The organism is Rheinheimera tilapiae, from assembly GCF_042432165.1.
Lineage (GTDB): Bacteria > Pseudomonadota > Gammaproteobacteria > Enterobacterales > Alteromonadaceae > Pararheinheimera > Pararheinheimera tilapiae.
The window spans coordinates 511,562-527,711 of sequence record NZ_JBHLXP010000005.1 but is presented as its reverse complement, the minus strand read 5'-3'; the positions used below and the strand labels follow the sequence as shown (position 1 = coordinate 527,711).

General features: G+C 52.0%; 19 protein-coding genes and 5 tRNA genes. 18 read left to right on the top strand and 6 right to left on the bottom strand.

The window, feature by feature from the left end; genetic code table 11:
* The 11 genes from tolA to rlmC all read left to right on the top strand — a co-directional run.
* The coding region (gene tolA, locus ACFFJP_RS18790; RefSeq protein ID WP_377247948.1) for a cell envelope integrity protein TolA at window positions 1-262 on the top strand (262 nt) is incomplete at its 5' end.
* Window positions 263-279: 17 nt separating this feature from the next.
* Window positions 280-1,635, top strand: coding sequence for a Tol-Pal system beta propeller repeat protein TolB (gene tolB / locus ACFFJP_RS18785; RefSeq protein WP_377247945.1), 1,356 nt, complete (start codon window positions 280-282; stop codon window positions 1,633-1,635).
* A gap of 42 nt (window positions 1,636-1,677) precedes the next feature.
* Entirely contained in the window at window positions 1,678-2,184 is a 507-nt protein-coding gene (gene pal / locus ACFFJP_RS18780; protein ID WP_208932255.1) for a peptidoglycan-associated lipoprotein Pal, read from the top strand.
* Between the two features lie 18 nt (window positions 2,185-2,202).
* Window positions 2,203-3,072 (top strand): tol-pal system protein YbgF, encoded by an 870-nt coding sequence (ybgF, locus tag ACFFJP_RS18775; RefSeq protein WP_377247942.1) that lies wholly within the window; start codon window positions 2,203-2,205, stop codon window positions 3,070-3,072.
* 260 nt (window positions 3,073-3,332) lie between these two features.
* Window positions 3,333-3,408: transfer RNA gene (locus ACFFJP_RS18770), tRNA-Lys, on the top strand.
* Window positions 3,409-3,431: 23 nt separating this feature from the next.
* Window positions 3,432-3,507: transfer RNA gene (locus ACFFJP_RS18765), tRNA-Lys, on the top strand.
* Between the two features lie 17 nt (window positions 3,508-3,524).
* Window positions 3,525-3,600: transfer RNA gene (locus tag ACFFJP_RS18760), tRNA-Lys, on the top strand.
* Between the two features lie 20 nt (window positions 3,601-3,620).
* A tRNA-Lys gene (locus ACFFJP_RS18755) sits at window positions 3,621-3,696 on the top strand.
* 94 nt (window positions 3,697-3,790) lie between these two features.
* A complete protein-coding gene (gene nadA / locus ACFFJP_RS18750) occupies window positions 3,791-4,849 on the top strand; it encodes a quinolinate synthase NadA (RefSeq protein WP_377247939.1) in 1,059 nt (352 codons plus the stop codon).
* Between the two features lie 118 nt (window positions 4,850-4,967).
* A tRNA-Ser gene (locus ACFFJP_RS18745) sits at window positions 4,968-5,057 on the top strand.
* A gap of 158 nt (window positions 5,058-5,215) precedes the next feature.
* Window positions 5,216-6,331 (top strand): 23S rRNA (uracil(747)-C(5))-methyltransferase RlmC, encoded by a 1,116-nt coding sequence (gene rlmC, locus ACFFJP_RS18740; protein WP_377247936.1) that lies wholly within the window; start codon window positions 5,216-5,218, stop codon window positions 6,329-6,331.
* 6 nt (window positions 6,332-6,337) lie between these two features.
* Here rlmC and ACFFJP_RS18735 read toward each other — a convergent pair whose 3' ends face one another.
* Complete coding sequence (locus tag ACFFJP_RS18735; protein ID WP_377247933.1) at window positions 6,338-6,865, bottom strand: SixA phosphatase family protein; 528 nt, start codon at window positions 6,863-6,865, stop codon at window positions 6,338-6,340.
* Window positions 6,866-6,960: 95 nt separating this feature from the next.
* Between ACFFJP_RS18735 and ACFFJP_RS18730 the strand changes: the two genes are divergently transcribed.
* The 6 genes from ACFFJP_RS18730 to ACFFJP_RS18705 all read left to right on the top strand — a co-directional run bounded on the left by ACFFJP_RS18730 (window position 6,961) and on the right by ACFFJP_RS18705 (window position 11,425).
* Window positions 6,961-7,659 carry a TonB family protein gene (locus ACFFJP_RS18730; protein ID WP_377247930.1) on the top strand — a complete coding sequence of 233 codons (699 nt, stop codon included), beginning with the start codon at window positions 6,961-6,963 and terminating at the stop codon, window positions 7,657-7,659.
* A gap of 67 nt (window positions 7,660-7,726) precedes the next feature.
* The gene (locus ACFFJP_RS18725) at window positions 7,727-8,341 is read left to right on the top strand and encodes an RNA polymerase sigma factor (protein ID WP_377247927.1); all 615 of its coding nucleotides are present in this window, start codon (window positions 7,727-7,729) and stop codon (window positions 8,339-8,341) included.
* Window positions 8,328-9,029 carry a hypothetical protein gene (locus tag ACFFJP_RS18720; RefSeq protein ID WP_377247924.1) on the top strand — a complete coding sequence of 234 codons (702 nt, stop codon included), beginning with the start codon at window positions 8,328-8,330 and terminating at the stop codon, window positions 9,027-9,029. Before ACFFJP_RS18725 ends, ACFFJP_RS18720 begins: the two co-directional genes overlap by 14 nt.
* Before the next feature lie 105 nt (window positions 9,030-9,134).
* Window positions 9,135-9,650: a M48 metallopeptidase family protein gene (locus tag ACFFJP_RS18715; protein WP_377247921.1), complete on the top strand. Its 516-nt coding sequence runs from the start codon at window positions 9,135-9,137 to the stop codon at window positions 9,648-9,650.
* Window positions 9,637-10,095 carry a gamma-glutamylcyclotransferase family protein gene (locus ACFFJP_RS18710; protein ID WP_377247918.1) on the top strand — a complete coding sequence of 153 codons (459 nt, stop codon included), beginning with the start codon at window positions 9,637-9,639 and terminating at the stop codon, window positions 10,093-10,095. The genes ACFFJP_RS18715 and ACFFJP_RS18710 overlap by 14 nt, the downstream gene beginning before the upstream one ends.
* 70 nt (window positions 10,096-10,165) lie before the next feature.
* Window positions 10,166-11,425, top strand: a complete 1,260-nt coding sequence (locus ACFFJP_RS18705) for a serine hydrolase domain-containing protein (protein WP_377247915.1) — start codon at window positions 10,166-10,168, stop codon at window positions 11,423-11,425.
* 75 nt (window positions 11,426-11,500) lie between these two features.
* Here ACFFJP_RS18705 and rlmA read toward each other — a convergent pair whose 3' ends face one another.
* From rlmA to ACFFJP_RS18680, 5 genes are all read right to left on the bottom strand, one after another.
* Window positions 11,501-12,316, bottom strand: coding sequence for a 23S rRNA (guanine(745)-N(1))-methyltransferase (rlmA, locus tag ACFFJP_RS18700; protein WP_377247912.1), 816 nt, complete (start codon window positions 12,314-12,316; stop codon window positions 11,501-11,503).
* 60 nt (window positions 12,317-12,376) lie between these two features.
* Entirely contained in the window at window positions 12,377-12,850 is a 474-nt protein-coding gene (locus ACFFJP_RS18695) for an SRPBCC family protein (protein ID WP_377247909.1), read from the bottom strand.
* Between the two features lie 110 nt (window positions 12,851-12,960).
* The gene (locus ACFFJP_RS18690) at window positions 12,961-13,353 is read right to left on the bottom strand and encodes a VOC family protein (protein WP_377247906.1); all 393 of its coding nucleotides are present in this window, start codon (window positions 13,351-13,353) and stop codon (window positions 12,961-12,963) included.
* Between the two features lie 21 nt (window positions 13,354-13,374).
* Complete coding sequence (locus tag ACFFJP_RS18685) at window positions 13,375-14,010, bottom strand: response regulator (protein WP_377247903.1); 636 nt, start codon at window positions 14,008-14,010, stop codon at window positions 13,375-13,377.
* Complete coding sequence (locus ACFFJP_RS18680; RefSeq protein ID WP_377247900.1) at window positions 14,007-15,200, bottom strand: sensor histidine kinase; 1,194 nt, start codon at window positions 15,198-15,200, stop codon at window positions 14,007-14,009. The genes ACFFJP_RS18685 and ACFFJP_RS18680 overlap by 4 nt, the downstream gene beginning before the upstream one ends.
* A 172-nt stretch (window positions 15,201-15,372) precedes the next feature.
* Here ACFFJP_RS18680 and ACFFJP_RS18675 point away from each other — a divergent pair, with 172 nt between their 5' ends.
* Window positions 15,373-16,122, top strand: coding sequence for a hypothetical protein (locus ACFFJP_RS18675; protein ID WP_377247897.1), 750 nt, complete (start codon window positions 15,373-15,375; stop codon window positions 16,120-16,122).
* Window positions 16,123-16,150 lie beyond the last annotated feature (28 nt).

The following is a 16,150-nucleotide window of genomic DNA, read 5'->3' as shown; positions in this document are numbered from 1 at the left end:
GAAGCAGCGTTATGTTGCGATGATCGTTGAGCGGGTACGTCAGAGCTGGTTTACTGACGACACGATGAATGGCAAAGAATGCGTCATTGAGCTCAAGTTAGCCAGTAATGGGTTTGTGACAAGCTTGAATGTGGTTGGTGGTGATGCAGGTGTTTGTAATGCCGCTGTCAATGCCATTAATCGGGTTGGACGTTTCCCGATGCCGGAAGACCCTGAGTTAAATCAGCAATTCCGTGAATTGAAATTACCGTTTAAGAAATAACACAGAGACGAGACTATATGAATTTCAGATGGATAACGAAGTCAGTGATTGTTGCTGCGGCATTAATCGCCAGCTGTGCTCAGGCTTCATTGGAAATTATTATTACCGAAGGTGTCGACAGCGCTCGCCCTGTGGCTATTGTACCTTTTGCTTTTGTCGGAGCGACCAAGCCGACTCAGGATATCGGCCAGATTGTATCTGCTGATTTAATGCGCAGTGGCAAATTCAATCCAATCAATGCGATGCGGATGCCACAACAACCACAAAACAGCAGCCAATTTAATGCCAGCGCTTGGGATAGAACCGGTGTTGAAGCCGTTGTGATGGGTACCATTAAAGAAGTCGGGATGGATCGGTACACCATTAGTTACGAGCTGGTCGATGTCGTGAAAGCAAAAGGCGGCGTAGGTCAGCCGATGATGAATGCAGCGGGCCGCATTGTGGGTGGAACCAATCACATCCTGCATGCAAGTGAAATTACGATTACCGGTAAACAGTTCCGGCAGTATGCCCATCGGATGAGTGATGTGATCTATGAAAAACTGACCGGTGAGCGTGGAGCGTTTTCTACGAAAATTGCCTATGTCCTTGTGCGTGACCGTCAGGAATATCGCTATCAGTTAGTAGTTGCTGATTATGATGGTGAAAATGAACAAGTGTTACTGCGCGCCAAAGAGCCGTTGATGTCACCGAGCTGGTCGCCCGATGGCACTAAATTGGCTTATGTGACTTTTGAACGTAAACAATCGCAGATTTATATTCAAGATGTGTACACTGCTCGTCGCAGCATTCTGACATCCTTTAAAGGTATTAACGGCTCGCCAGTATGGTCGCCGGATGGCCGTAAAATGGCGATGACATTGTCAAAAGACGGTAATTCAGAAATCTATGTGATGGATATTGCCACTAAAGCATTAACTAAAGTTGCGCCACACCGCGCAATTGATGTAGAACCTACATGGGCACCAGATGGGAAAAGTATTTTGTTTTCATCCGAACGCGGTGGCCGCCCACAACTTTATTCTGTAGAACTAGGCTCAAACCAGGTTTCTCGGGTTACTTTTGAGGGTGAAATGAACTTGGCAGGCAAATATACGCCAAATGGTCAAGCAATAGTTATGGTAAACCGGACAAACGGTCAGTATAATATCGCCCGCATGGATAGAACTACAAAGTTTATGCAAGTGCTGACTCGTACTTACCTGGACGAGTCACCGAGCATTGCGCCGAATGGCTCAATGATTATCTATAGTACTTTGCATGGTAGTAATACCCAAGTACTGGCACTGGTGTCCATGGATGGTCGCTTTAAAGCAAGGTTGCCAGCTACCAATGGCCGGGTTAAATCGCCGGCCTGGTCGCCGTTTTTATAAAATACAAAAATTTGGTTAAATCGTAATACTAAGGACAACATCATGAACTTAAATAAAGTTTTAAAAGGTTTGTTAGTTGCTGTGCCAGTGCTGACTTTAGCTGCATGTAGCTCTAACAATGAAACTGACGCTGGCGATGCAAACGCAAACGCTACTCAGCCAGTAGTTGCAGATCAAGGCATGAGCGATGCAGAACAACTGCGTCAGCAATTAGAAGCCCTGCGTCAGCAAAACACTATCTACTTCGACTTCGACAAGTCTGATATCCGTTCTGAATTCGCTTCAGTTCTGGATGCACACGCTGCATTCCTGCGTGCTCGCACAACTATCTCTGTAACTATCGAAGGTCACACTGATGCACGTGGTACTCCAGAGTACAACATCGCACTGGGCGAGCGTCGTGGTCAATCAGTTCAGAAATACCTGGAAAACCTGGGTGTTGCTGCTGGTCAGATGTCAGTAGTGAGCTACGGTGAAGAAAAACCAGTTGATGCTGGCAACACCGAAGAGTCATTCGCTAAAAACCGTCGCGCTGTTCTGGTTTACTAATTTAAGTTGTGAGTTTGCATGACCGTTAAGACGTCGTTTGTTACTGCATTTACATTGCTTGCAACCGCTGCGGTTGCAGATCCTGCGCCTGTAGCAGATCTCAGTCGCAGCAGTGTCCAAGGCATTTCTACACAGACAGCTGTTCGCAGCGGGTCAGTTTCGGAGCGGCTTGCTGCTTTGGAGCGTGTGGTTGAGGCTAGGGCAGCAGCTCAGCTTTCAATGCAGCAACAGCTCGAGACTTTGTTAACCGAAGTCAGTGAGTTACGCGGGACGACGGAAGAGCACTCATACAAATTAGAACAGATATTACAGCAGCAGCGGGATATCTATCAGGAAATTGACCGCCGACTGGGTGGTGCAGCAGCGGGTACAACGTCTTCTCAGACGAGTGTTCCAGCGCAACAACCAGAAGCCGTAGTGCCGGCGGGCAATCCTGCAGCCGTTGTAGCAGCCGATGAGGCTGCTGCAGCGGAATCTGCAGTACCGACACCACAAGTAACCTCAGGTGGTGTACTAAACGAAGCGCAGGCTTACGAGCAGGCGATCAATTATGTGGTGAAAGACCGCAACTATACTGCGGCGATTCCAGCATTCGAAGAATTTATCCAGAATTATCCAAACTCTGAATACACCTCTACCTCTCATTATTGGTTAGGGCAGCTGTATTACCAGAAAAACGAATTCGCAAAAGCCAAGACGCATTATGAGCGTGTGGTAAAACAATTTCCGAACTCCAGTAAAGTTCCGGATGCATTATTGAAGCTTGGTTTAGTCGCTGATAAACAGAATGATGCTGCAGCTGCAAAGAAATACTACAACCAACTTATAAAAAGTTTTCCAAAATCTAAGCCTGCAGCAACTGCAAAGGCAAAATTGGAATCCCGCTAAAGCCGCCATAGTGCGGTTTTTTCTTATCTGCAAAAAACCACTCTTCCCGAAGTACTGATTCACTTTCCTATCTGAGTGCTGTTTTTTTCAGCAGTGCCGGGCGCTCTGCATCGACGATACAATATTGTATCAACAGACCAGAACAGTTACTTCTTCGCCATAGTGCCGCACTTTTAAGCAGTCAGTGCGCGAAAACGATGTTTTTGCCAGATTTTGGTTGCACTGTGCGCGTAAATAAGTAAGATATGCGTCCTCGAGAGGGGTCATTAGCTCAGCTGGTAGAGCAGCGGACTTTTAATCCGTTGGTCGATGGTTCAAATCCATCATGACCCACCACCTTTCGCAGTTTAGTCTGAATTGGGTCATTAGCTCAGCTGGTAGAGCAGCGGACTTTTAATCCGTTGGTCGATGGTTCAAATCCATCATGACCCACCAGTTCAGACAGTCAGATTGGGTCATTAGCTCAGCTGGTAGAGCAGCGGACTTTTAATCCGTTGGTCGATGGTTCAAATCCATCATGACCCACCAATCTGACACACCTCGTATGAGGGTCATTAGCTCAGCTGGTAGAGCAGCGGACTTTTAATCCGTTGGTCGATGGTTCAAATCCATCATGACCCACCAATTTCTGAATCATCCAATAGCAAAGCCTGCACGTGTCTCTCTGCCATAAAGCTGTGTATAATACGCCACATTTTTCTGCCCGGAGTTTATCCGCATGAATCAAGCGCTGCATTTTAACGAACTCGATTTTGTCTTCCCGAAAAAGCCTGTGCCGCTGTCTATCGATGACAAACAAGCTTACAAGGCCCGGATTAAAACCCTATTACAGCAAAAAGACGCCGTACTGGTCGCACACTATTACACAGACCCGGAAATTCAGGCTTTAGCCGAAGAGACCGGCGGTTGTGTTTCGGATTCTCTTGAGATGGCACGCTTTGGTAATGCGCATCCGGCGAAAACTCTGATAGTGGCCGGGGTTAAATTTATGGGTGAAACCGCCAAAATTCTGAATCCGGAAAAAACCGTGTTAATGCCCACGCTGGAAGCAACCTGCTCGCTTGATTTGGGCTGCCCGGCTGATGCATTCGCTGCATTCTGTGATGCGCACCCAGACCGCGTAGTGGTGGTGTATGCCAATACGTCTGCTGCAGTCAAAGCCCGTGCCGACTGGGTGGTGACTTCGTCTATTGCGTTGGACGTGGTTGAACATCTCGATAGCGAAGGCAAAAAAATTCTTTGGGGACCAGATCGGCATTTGGGTGCTTACGTACAGACCCAAACCGGCGCTGATATGGTCCTGTGGCAGGGCGCCTGTATCGTGCACGACGAGTTCAAAGCCAACGCTTTGGCTGAACTGAAAAAGCAGTATCCTGACGCTGCTGTGTTGGTACACCCTGAATCCCCGGCTAACGTCGTAGATTTGGCCGACGCGGTAGGTTCCACCAGCCAGCTGATCAAGGCGAGTCAGACATTACCAAATTCCACGTTTATCGTCGCCACAGACCGCGGGATCTTCTACAAGATGCAGCAGGCGATGCCGGATAAGACTTTTATCGAAGCGCCCACGGGCGGCAATGGCGCGACTTGTCGCAGCTGTGCGCATTGCCCCTGGATGGCGATGAATGGCCTGCAGGCGATTGAAGCGGCACTGACGGATACCGCAGGCCATGAGATCTTTGTCGACGCAGCGCTGCGTGAACAGGCGCTGGTACCGTTAAACAGGATGTTAGGTTTTGCCAAAACCAACCGGGTGGCTGTGAAAGGCAATGCCTGAAGAATCAAAGCGCTGCGGAACTGCTGAAATTTACAGCGAATAGCGGCCCTGCGGTATTTTCCAGTTGCCAAGGCAATAGAATTTACCTAGTATGTCGGCGCTTGCTTCGGCAAGTCCCGGAGAGATGGCTGAGTGGCTGAAGGCGCACGCCTGGAAAGTGTGTTTAGGTTAACCCCTAACGAGGGTTCGAATCCCTCTCTCTCCGCCATATTCAGCAAAAAGCCCCGCATGTTATTGCGGGGCTTTTTGTTTTTGGAACCAACTACTTTGGCGGACTGTTGTCTGCGTTGGTTTTCCCGATTATTCCATGCGCCCCAGCGGTGGTTTTGCTAAAATCGCCACTTTGACCTCCATCGGATCCGTAATTTGTACTGCGAAGCTTTTGCCAGTGGCAAGTGTGTGTCTTGTCCGCATATCCATCAATCCTATTTGCAGCAGTTACAGCGCAAACAGGCGCAATTACAGCAGATTTTCCCTGAGCTGCCGCTCGAGCTGCCGTGTCCGAGCGAGACTGCACATTTTCGCAATAAAGCCAAAATGGTCGTGATGGGGAGCAGTCAAGCTCCGGTACTCGGGATCCTCAATGCTGACGAGCAAGTTGACCTGACAGCTTGTCAGCTTTATCCGACCGGTTTTCAGCAAGCTTTTGCCCTTTTGATTGATTTTATCCGCTTAGTCGGGCTGGAACCTTATCAGTTGGACAGCCGGCGCGGTGAGCTGAAATTTATTCTGCTTAGTTACAGCGAATTGGATGGTTGGTTGCTTCGGTTTGTCTTGCGCTCACAACATCATCTGGCGGCTATCCGTAAGCATCTGCCGGCCTTACAGCAGCAATGGCCAACACTGAAAGTGGTCACGGTCAACCTGCAGCCAGAACATAAAGCTATCCTGGAAGGTGAGCAGGAATTTGTACTGAGCGCTGAGGCCATGCTGCGTCAGCAATTGAATGACGTGGTGCTGTATCTGCAGCCGCAGAGCTTTTTCCAGACCAACAGTGCTGTTGCTGCTGCTTTATATCAAACTGCCCGTGATTGGACTGCTGCGCTCAAGCCGGCCCGGATCTGGGACTTGTTTTGTGGGGTTGGTGGTTTTGCTTTGCATTTAGCGTCGCCTGAAGTGCAGGTCACCGGCATCGAAATCTCGGCATCTGCTATTGACTGCGCCACTCGCGCAGCTCTTGAGCGCGGTGTCAGCATTGATTTTCGTGCGTTGGACGCAACAGCTTTTGCCGATGCTGCCGCGCAAGCGCCTGACTTGCTGGTCGTTAATCCACCACGCAGAGGGTTGGGGCAGTCACTTTGTCAGCGAATAGAGACGTTAAAACCCAAAGCGCTGCTCTATTCAAGCTGTAACCCCATCACTTTGGCAAAGGATCTGCAAAGTTTGCCGGCCTATCAGCCGCAACGCGCGCAACTCTTTGATATGTTTCCGCATACGGATCACGCTGAAGTTCTGGTGCTGTTGCTGCGTCAAGGCGATTGATCGTTGTTAGCGCTGGCAAAGTACCGGTAGAGGCAGTTGCAGGATTTGCAATGACCATTGCTCACCGGCACGGGTCAGCTGATAAATCCGGCCATAATCATCTTCTTGCAGCGCCGGTGCAGCCAGCTGGCTCAACAGCGTCGCCAGTTGCGGCGTAGTGTTGCTATGGCCGACCACCAGCGCGTTGATTGTGCTCTTGCATAGTTGTGCGGCCAGAGCCGGCAAATTTTTTGCGTCATACTGCTGGAGCTGTCGCCCGGCTTTGAGGCTGGCTGCTGCAGTTTGTTGTGTGCGCTGATAACCACTGTGATAGAGCAGCGGCAGGTTCACATCCTTTAGTAAGGTGGCTAAAGCCGTAGCCTGCGCCTCGCCGCAAGCAGACAGCACCGGGTCTTTACTGAGATCGGCTTTTTCCGCATGCCGGACCAGATAGAGCTGTTGAATGTCGGCGGCTTGTGTGGTGGGTACCCAAAGCGCACTCAGCATCAAACCTGCGCCAATGGTTCTCGCCATCTGAAAAAATTTTAACAACATGTTCACCCCTTTTGTTTTTCTGCTGCGTCCAATCTCTGACACCGGAGCATCAAGCTTCGCATCGCGCTAAAACGCGCTTTTCTTGGAGTAGCATCATGACAACCATTTCAATTCGAGACAATCCACACCTTTCTCCGTTGCTGCTGGAACGGCAGCATGATCTGACACCGTTGACCCCGCTGCCAGCGATTGGTCGTGGCCTGACCATGACTCTCACTGCTGCATTGATTAGCTTTGCTTTGTTTCAGCTGATGGCACAGCTTGTTCAGTCTACTGCGCCGATCACCCCTCGCGTTGATACCGTGTTCGATGTCACCCCGTTGGTACCGCGTGAGGAATCTGCTGCGAAAAAGATAATCCGTGAGATCCCGCCACCGCCAGTGTCACAGGTGGCGCCAAAGCTTGTGGTTCCAACATCAGCGGAACCGGGAGATTTGCTGGATGTGCCAATCAGCGCCCAACAGCCGGTGATGTCATTACAAGGGCCGACATTAGAGACTCCGCCGAGCCATGATAAAGCTGCCACCCCGCTGGTACGGATTGAACCTAAGTATCCGCCGGCCGCAGCCCGGGATGGTGTAAACGGCTGGGTCCGGCTGCGTTTTAACATCGCGGCAGACGGTCGTGTCACGGATGTGAAAGTACTGGCAGCAGAGCCAAGACGGGTATTTGATCACGAAGCGATGCGCGCGCTGAAGAACTGGAAATATCAGCCAAAACTTGAAAACGGCCGTGCCGTTGCGCAAAGTGATCTGGAGGTCCAATTAGACTTCCGGCTTGATCAGCAAGGCTAAAGATGAGCTGATGCCAGCTGAAGCCGCAGCGGCTGTTAGGCGCGCATGATGGCAAGGGGGAAGCAGTATGGGGTGGAAGTGGATGGCGCGGCTGGCAGTGCTTGGGCGCCCGCAAATGGCCGGTATGACGCAGGCTGACAGCCGGTTGCTGTTGCTGCAATATCAACAACAGCCTGATCCTGCGCTGCTTCAGCAGTTGTTTTTGCGCTATGCCGACGCTTTGTATCATTTCTTGCTGAAGCAAAGTGATGCTGAAATGGCGCAGGATCTGAGTCAGCAAGCCTGGATCCAATTGATGCTGCATGCCGGCAGTTATCAGGGGCAAAGTTCAGTCAAAACCTGGTTGTTCAGCTTTGGCCGGAACTTACTGATTGATGAATGGCGCCGGCAACGGCCGCAAGCGGAACCGGAGCTATTGGAACAACTGCCAGATCCTGCAGCAAAGCCACTCCAACAATTGCTGCAGGCTGAGCAGCTTGCCGATCTGGGCCAAGCGATCCAGCGATTACCTGCGGTGCAACGTGAAGCCTTGCTGCTGCAACTGGAAGATTTTTCTCTGGCCCAAATCAGTGAAATTACCGGTGCCGGTGCTGAAACCGTGAAAACCAGGCTCCGCTATGCGCGACAACAATTGCAACACTGGCTAACTCCGGCGGAGGAAGAGAGCAATGACGACAGATAAATCCGGTCCTTTACCGCAGGAACCCAACACGGAAAGTCCGGCCGCCACGGAAACCAGAGCAGCGCAACAGCTTGAAGCTGCGCTGCGGCAGTGGCATCAGCACAGCAAGCAGCAACATCGGCTGGATAGCGCACAGCGTCTAACACTGCAGCAGCTGGTATTCAAGGAAAAACCGCTACGTCAAAGCGGGCACTGGCAACGCGGTATGCAACAAATGGTCGCGCTGGCTGCCTGTATTCTGGTGTTAGTGGTCTGGTTAACGCCGCCTGAGTTGATGTATCAGATTGAACAGCAGCAACAAGGTTTGTATACCATTCAAATCCATCAACTGGCGCCGGCTTCTGACTTGCATCCGTCTGCACCGGCAACCTCAGCGCCGACTGCTGCACAACAACGACAACAGCAATATCAGCTGGTTTATCAGGATTATCTGCATAGTCAGCAGCAGGTGGCCCGCACAGTGGCCGTGTGGCGCGAGTCCAAGTCAGATGGCTGGCAGTTGCAGAGTTGCGATCATTTGCAGGTGCAGGTGCAGGCCGATCTATTGGCTGCGCTCAAACAGCAACAGGCGGATCAACAGCAGTGGCAATTGCTGGAACAGAGTCGTTATTTGTTGCTCACCACCGGTGCGCAGGGACAAATTCTGGCGTTAAAACCCGGTGTCGAAGCGCCGCATTGTGCGATTTGATCGCCGTTTGCACATAAGGCAGGCTTGGTCGTTCAGGTGACGGCGGGTAGAATAGTATTTTGGCATTCGTAGTAACACGCACAGGAACAAAGGGGCAAGCGGCCGGTGGATTTACCTTATTTACGTCAATATCCGGAAACAATCCAGCAGCAGGTTCGGGCTTTAGTGCAGGCCGGCACTCTCGGCAATACGTTAAAAAAACGCTATCCGGATGCGGTCCATGACATTCAATCGGATGCGCGCCTCTACGAATTTACTATGGCGCTGAAGCAGCAGTTTATGCGCAGCTCGGCGCCAATCAGCAAAATTTGTTTTGACCCTAAAATTCATATCGTTAATAACGCGCTTGGGCTGCACAGCCAGGTGAGCCGGGTGCAGGGCAAAGCGCTGAAAAGCAAAAATGAAATTCGCGTAGCCAGTCTGTTAAAAACCTTGCCGATGCCGCTGCTACGCATGATTGTGGTCCATGAATTGGCGCATTTGCGGGAAAAAGATCATAACAAGGCGTTTTATCAATTGTGTCAGCATATGGAACCCCAGTATCATCAACTTGAACTTGACCTGCGGTTATATCTGACCTGGCAGGACCTGGCTGGAGGAGCACCGGATGCAACCAACTGAGCATATTTTCGTTTACGGCTTATTGATGTTTCCGGAGATCGTTGAAGCCATCACCGGCCAACGTTATCAGATGCTGGATGCTGTGCTAGCCGACCACCAGCGCCGTGGTCTCAGTCAAAGTCCGCTCAATGCCCCCGTTCCTGTATTGACGGAGGCTCCGGGGCGCGCCCAACAGGGCAAACTTCTGCTGGACGTTGGTCCGGACGCAGTCAGAGCGCTGGATTTTTTTGAAGAAATCGATTCCGGTCATTATGTAAAAAAAGCTGTGCGGGTGCAGGCCGCAGGGCAGTGGTATTCGGCATTCTGTTATGCGATTGGCCCGGCTTTAACACCTTATATTTCAGGTGACTGGCAACCGGAGCTGGTCAGTGAGGCGCAAAAAGCGCATTTTATTCAGCAAGTGATCCCGCAGATGTTGCAGGCATTGGCAACAACAAAAGCCTGATTTTGTTGTGACAGTGCTCTTCGGCAGGCCTGAGCTGCCCAGCTGTGACCGCGGGACAGGATATTCATCTATGTGGAAATTAACTGCAGTCGCAGGCCTGTTTTTATGGGCGGGTTCTGTGCTGGCTGCCCCTTCGATCGACGAATTCGCCAATCAGTTTCATCGCGAATTTCAGCAGAAAATGCAAAAAAATCGGGTACCTGGTGCCGTTTATGTCATTGTTAAAAATGACAAAATTGTTCGGGTCGGTGCTTACGGTGTCCGATCCGTCGGCAGCAAAACGCCGGTGGACGCCAATACGATTTTCCGTCTGGCTTCAGTATCGAAAACCTTCGCCGGTGCATTAGCGGCACAATTGGAACATGAAGGCCGTTTTGACTGGAACGACCGCGTTACCCGCTATGTGCCGGGTTTGCAATTCCGTAGTCAGGCGATGACAGCGCAGCTGAAAGTTGAACACTTGCTGGGCCAGAATGCTGGCTTAGTCGACAATGCGTTTGACGAACTGATTGAAGCCGGTCAGACACCCGCGCAGATCCTGCCTAAATTTCAGAATATCAATCCGCGTTGTGTGCCTGGACGCTGTTATGGCTATCAGAATGTATTGTTCAGCCAGATTGAAACCGTGCTGCTGAAAACCACAGGCCAGCCTTATGAAAAACTGTTGGACCAGCGCATTTTTGATCCTCTGCAAATGCATACCGCCAGTGTCGGTTATGCCGGTTTCCTCGCCAGTAAAAACCGCGCGATGCCGCATATCGGTACGCGTAAGGGCTGGGCTGAAACTAAAGTGGTACCGACGTATTACCGGGTCAATCCGGCCGCCGGCGTCAATGCCAGTGCGATGGATATGGGCAAATGGCTGATTGCACGTCTTGGCCACCGGCCGGCGGTGTTATCAGCAGCGGTGCTTAACGATATTCAGACGCCGCGGGTCAAAACAGCGGATAACCTGCAGGGGCGCACTTATGGGCCTTATGTCAGCACTGCACAATATGGTCTGGGCTTACGGATTTACCAATTTGGCCAGCATAAGGTGTATCACCACGGCGGTTTGGTGCGTGGCTATCGCACTGATATGTCGTATTCGCCGGAAGCAGGCCTCGGCGTGGCTGTGTTGGTGAATGCACAAACTAATGCGGTAGCTGAGCTTGGCAGTTACTTCTGGCATGAAATGCTGGACACGCCGGCGCAAGCAGTGCCGGTACCGCCGAAAAAAGCCGCTAAAAAGCAGGTGAAGAAGCTGACCAAAAAGACGCAGAAAGCACCGGTGAAGAAGAAGCCGGCACCGAAAAAAGCAGCTCAGAAAAACGCTGCAGCAAAAAAATGACGTACACAGGCGCTATGTCATTGATTTGATGTAGCGCCTGAGTTTCGCTTTCGGCGGTGGGGCAGTCCGATCTATTTAATCTTTTTGATACAAATCGAGATAGAAATCCAGCTGGATCGCCGGCAATTGCTGGCAGAGCGTCTCACGCATTTGTGTGTTGAGTTTGTAGGCCAGCGGGATCATGTCAATCAGTTGCAGCATGGCCGCTGCATCAGGTGCTTGCCACAAACTTTGCAAGCGCTCGCGGCGAACATGGTGAAAGCCTGCTTCGGTTTTCACCGTATCCGCATGTAGCCGGACTTCACTATAGGCTTGTTGTTTAAACTGCAGCAAATGCTCGGGTGCCGGACTCACTGTTAACAGATAACCGCCCGGGCGCAGCACTCGCGCCATTTCTGCGGCATCAGAAGGCGCATATATCCGCAACAGAGCAGCAAAAGCGCCATCAGTAAACGGCAGGGCATAACTGCTGGCAACACAACACTGTAGCTGTTTGTAGCGTTTGGCGGCATAACGGACTGCGGTTTTGGAGATATCGAGGCCATAGACCGTTAAACCTGGTAGCGCGTTGGCAAGTGCTGCGCTGTAATACCCCTCACCACAGCCAATATCCAACAGCGCAGCGGGACTCTGTTGAACCGTGCTTGCTAGCACAGCAGCGAGCTGCTGATTAATCGCATTTGATAAAAACTGATAATGGCCGGCGTCCAGAAAAGCACGACGAGCCTGGATCATCTCGGCGTTATCGCCCGGATCGAGTGACTTCTTTTGTTGCACCGGCAACAGATTGACATAACCTTCCCGCGCCATATCAAACTGGTGACCATGCTGACAACGCCAGGCGTTTGCTTGCTGGTTCAGTGTTTCAGCACAAAGGGGGCAACGATACATCTGATCTCCGAGACTGGCGCAAAAGCGGCGATTATAGCCAAGGCCAGCGCGCCCCGCACCTTAATTCAGGATCTCGCCAGGCTGGTATTCGCGGTCATTCAGCTCTGCCATCAGCCCGGCAAAAATATGCGTCCAGCCTTCAATTAATTGCTGTCGAAACGGCGCCCATTGGCCCGAAGTCTGGTGACTGAGTACCAGCTCACAGCCCAAAGGATGGGATTGAAACTGCAGTTGCACCATGTCAGGTTCACCCCGACCCGGTTGGGTGCCACTCGTTGTGCAGCTGAATAACAATAAATGTGGCTTGTGGATCTGGTGGTATTCACCGGTGTGCACCCAAGTGCGGCCGTGTATCTGTTCTGTCACGCGGAATTGATGATTGGGCGCCAGTTCGAGTTGCAGGTGGTGCATCCGGCCTTGCGGCGTGGCGAACATCCAGCGACCGGCCTGATGCTCGGCCAGCCAATGGTCAAACACCTGAGCGGGAGGCTGACGAAACAAATGACGCACCTGGACAAGCACCGAATCGACCATCACCCCACTCCTTGTTGGCTGCAGTTCCCGGCAGCAGTGTGCCGGTCTGCTCAGTGTAGGAGTGGGAATGTGACTTGCCCAAGTCAGGTTGATGATTTGTCACAAAAATATCAGCTATTTTTCCGTTCAATCAGGTCCCATAAGTTGCCATACAGGTCGGCAAACACGACAACAGTGCCATAAGGCTCCACACGTGGTTGTTCGTTAAACACGACACCTGCAGCCAGCATTCGTTGATAATCACGCGTAAAATCATCAGTTTGCAGGAATAGCCAGACACGGCCGGCGCCCTGACGGCCAATCAGCGCCTGCTGTGCTGTATCACTGGCGCGAGCCAGTAACAAAGCGGAACCACTGTCGCCCTGCGGCGCCACCACAACCCAGCGTTTTTGGCCTTGCGGAGTATTTTCTACCAACCTAAACCCGAGTTTCTGGCAATAGAATTCGATAGCTTCGTCATAGTCGCGTACGAGCAGACTCACGAGGGCGAGTTGTTGTTGCATGATGCAATTTTCCTGAAAGAGTTAATGCAATAAACCAAGGTCGATCGCTTTCAGCACCGCTTTGGTTCTGTCGCGCACGCCTAGTTTACCTAAAATGGCTGACACCTGATTTTTCACTGTGCCTTCGGATTTAAAGACGGCGGCAGCAATTTCCCTGTTACTGAAACCGGCCGCGAGCAGTCGCAGTACTTCCAGTTCTTTTGGCGACAAACTCTCCGCCTCAGTATGGCCGGCAGTGTCATTTCGGGCCTGCAGGATACGGTCGGTCAACGCCGGTTGCAACAAAGAGCCGCCGGCTGCGACGGTTCGAATGGCTTGAAGCAGGATATCTAAAGCCACATCTTTGAGCAGATAACCGCGGGCACCAGCCAGCATCGCTTCCAGCACTTGCTGATGATCATCAAAAGTAGTCAACATCAGCACCGGTACGCGCAGCTGCGCTTGTTGTAATAAGCGCAGCGCGTCAATGCCGTTGACCAGCGGCATGCGGATATCCATCAACAGCACATCCGGCTGAAACTGTTGCACCAGCGCGACCACGTCACTACCGTCTGCGGCCTGTGCGACGACTTCTATCTCCGCGTCCAGCTGCAATAAGCTGATGATGCCCTGACGGACTAAAGTCTGGTCGTCAATCACAATCAACCGGATACTCATGCGATCTCCGCCGGTAATTCAATATCGATCTGCAATTGTTGCTGCTCATTCGACAGCAGCAGCTTGCCGCCAGCCTGTTCAATCCGCTCGCGCATGCCGGTCAGGCCATTACCTTCATGCAGTGGCCAGTGTGCTAGCGTCCCGTTGTCGCGATAGCGGAAAAACAGCTGCTGTTGATGGGTCCACACCTGCAACTGTGCCTGCGTGGCGCCACTGTGGCGGACACTATTAGTCACCGCTTCCTGACTGACACGGAACAACAGCGCGGTTGACAGTGGGTCTGTCGGCAATCCGGGTGGAATTTGCAATTCTAACTGCAGTTGCGGCACATTTTGCGCCAGTGCTTTGAGTTGCAAAGCCAGCTGCGGCAGCGCGGGTTCGCGCAGTTGCGAGACGGTGTGGCGGATCTCCTGCAACAGCTGTTTGGCTAAATCATGGCAATGATTAATTTGCCCCGTCAAGGCTTGCTGTGGCGCATCTGGTGCTGAGTCATCTGCCACCAGCTGGCTGCTTTGGTAGCCTGCCACTTGCAGCTGGATCACCAGTGCCGTCAGATGATGACCGAGGCTATCGTGTAGGTCGCGCGCAATGCGCAGGCGTTCTGCATCGGCTGCTTGTATTGCCAATTGCGACTGTGCGGCCAACAGCGCCTGATGCGTTTTTGCCAAGGCTTCGCGCGCCAGTTTTTCCTCACGGGCTTTGCTCATGGCGTACATGGCAAAAAACTGAAAAGTACCACAGACCAGCACCATCAGACCTTCGCCAAGCTGCAAACCATTCAAACTTTGCATCACCAGTACCGGTAATAACGCTGGCGCAATCATCAGATATAACCAGCGCGCTGGCATAAACCAAGGCAACAGACAAACCCATAACACGCCAAGTCCGGCAGAAAAACCGTTCGGCACCAGCACAGCCGTGGTGGTCATCGCGGCCCACATCAGCAACAACGCGACCGTTGGCGTGGAATTCTCTTCGCAGGACTGACAATAAAAAAACAAGCCAATAAACAGCAATAAACTGGCTGCGCACAGCAGGCTCAGCGGATGCCAGTTGCCATAGATGTGCATGGCGCCACTTTGCTGGATATAGGCAAACACCAACCAGCTCAGCACTGCAGCCAGATTTTCTTTTTGCAGCCAGCGCGATGGCGGTATATCCGTTGGCAAGGGGACAGCAGGGTGAGTCATCAGTAGCTCGTCGTTAGATCTTCCATCAGCAGATGCCGCAGTATGCGTGAGGGCAGGTTCTGCCGGCAATAGGCCGGAAGTCATAGTCACGATCGTGACTTCCGGCACTGTGGCACCGTCCGTTAAACCGGCATGCTGACTACAGTGAATTCCGCAACAGCCTGGAGGGCCTATGCAAACTCTGCATCAGTATTTATTAATTCTGCACATTATCAGTGGTGTGTTGGCATTGTGCGTGTTTTGGGGGCCGATGCTGGCTAAAAAAGGTAGCCCCTGGCATGTGCGCAGTGGGCGCTGGTACAGTCAACTGATGTATCTGATTTGTGGCGCCGGTATCCTGATGTGCGCGCTGGTCTTGACCGCGCCGCTGGTGGTGAAAGCGGCTGATTTGTCGCCAGGGCAAGACCCCGTTAAGTTTGCGGCTGCAGTGCGTCAAATGTCCGGCTTTTTATTGTTGTTATGTTTGCTGGCATTGATGAATTTGCGTCAGGGACTGCTGGCCTTACAAGCCGGCCCGGCACGGTTGTCACTGCGGCTCTGGACCCATCAGGGCTTGGTGGCTCTGACTTTCCTTTGTGCGCTCTGGACGTTGTGGCATGCGGTGCCGCGTCAGTTTGTCTTAGGGCAAATCTTTGGTGGAATTGCACTCTTTAGCAGTGTTGGCTGCTTCCGGTACATTCACCGCGCCAGCGTTGAACGCTCAGATCTGTTAAAAGAACATATTGGCAATATGCTGGCGTCAGCGATTGCGGTGTTTACCGCATTTTTTGCCTTCGGTGGCCGTAAAGTGCTGGACCTTGGCCCAGAGTTGCAGTTACTGAGTTGGGTCCTGCCGTCAGTGCTGGGTATTGCTGCCACGCTCTGGTACAACAGACGGTATGCAAAAGGCCGTGCTGGCCTCAAGACGGCAGCGGTGCGCTGAGATATACTGTGCCGCTATTTATCAGCGG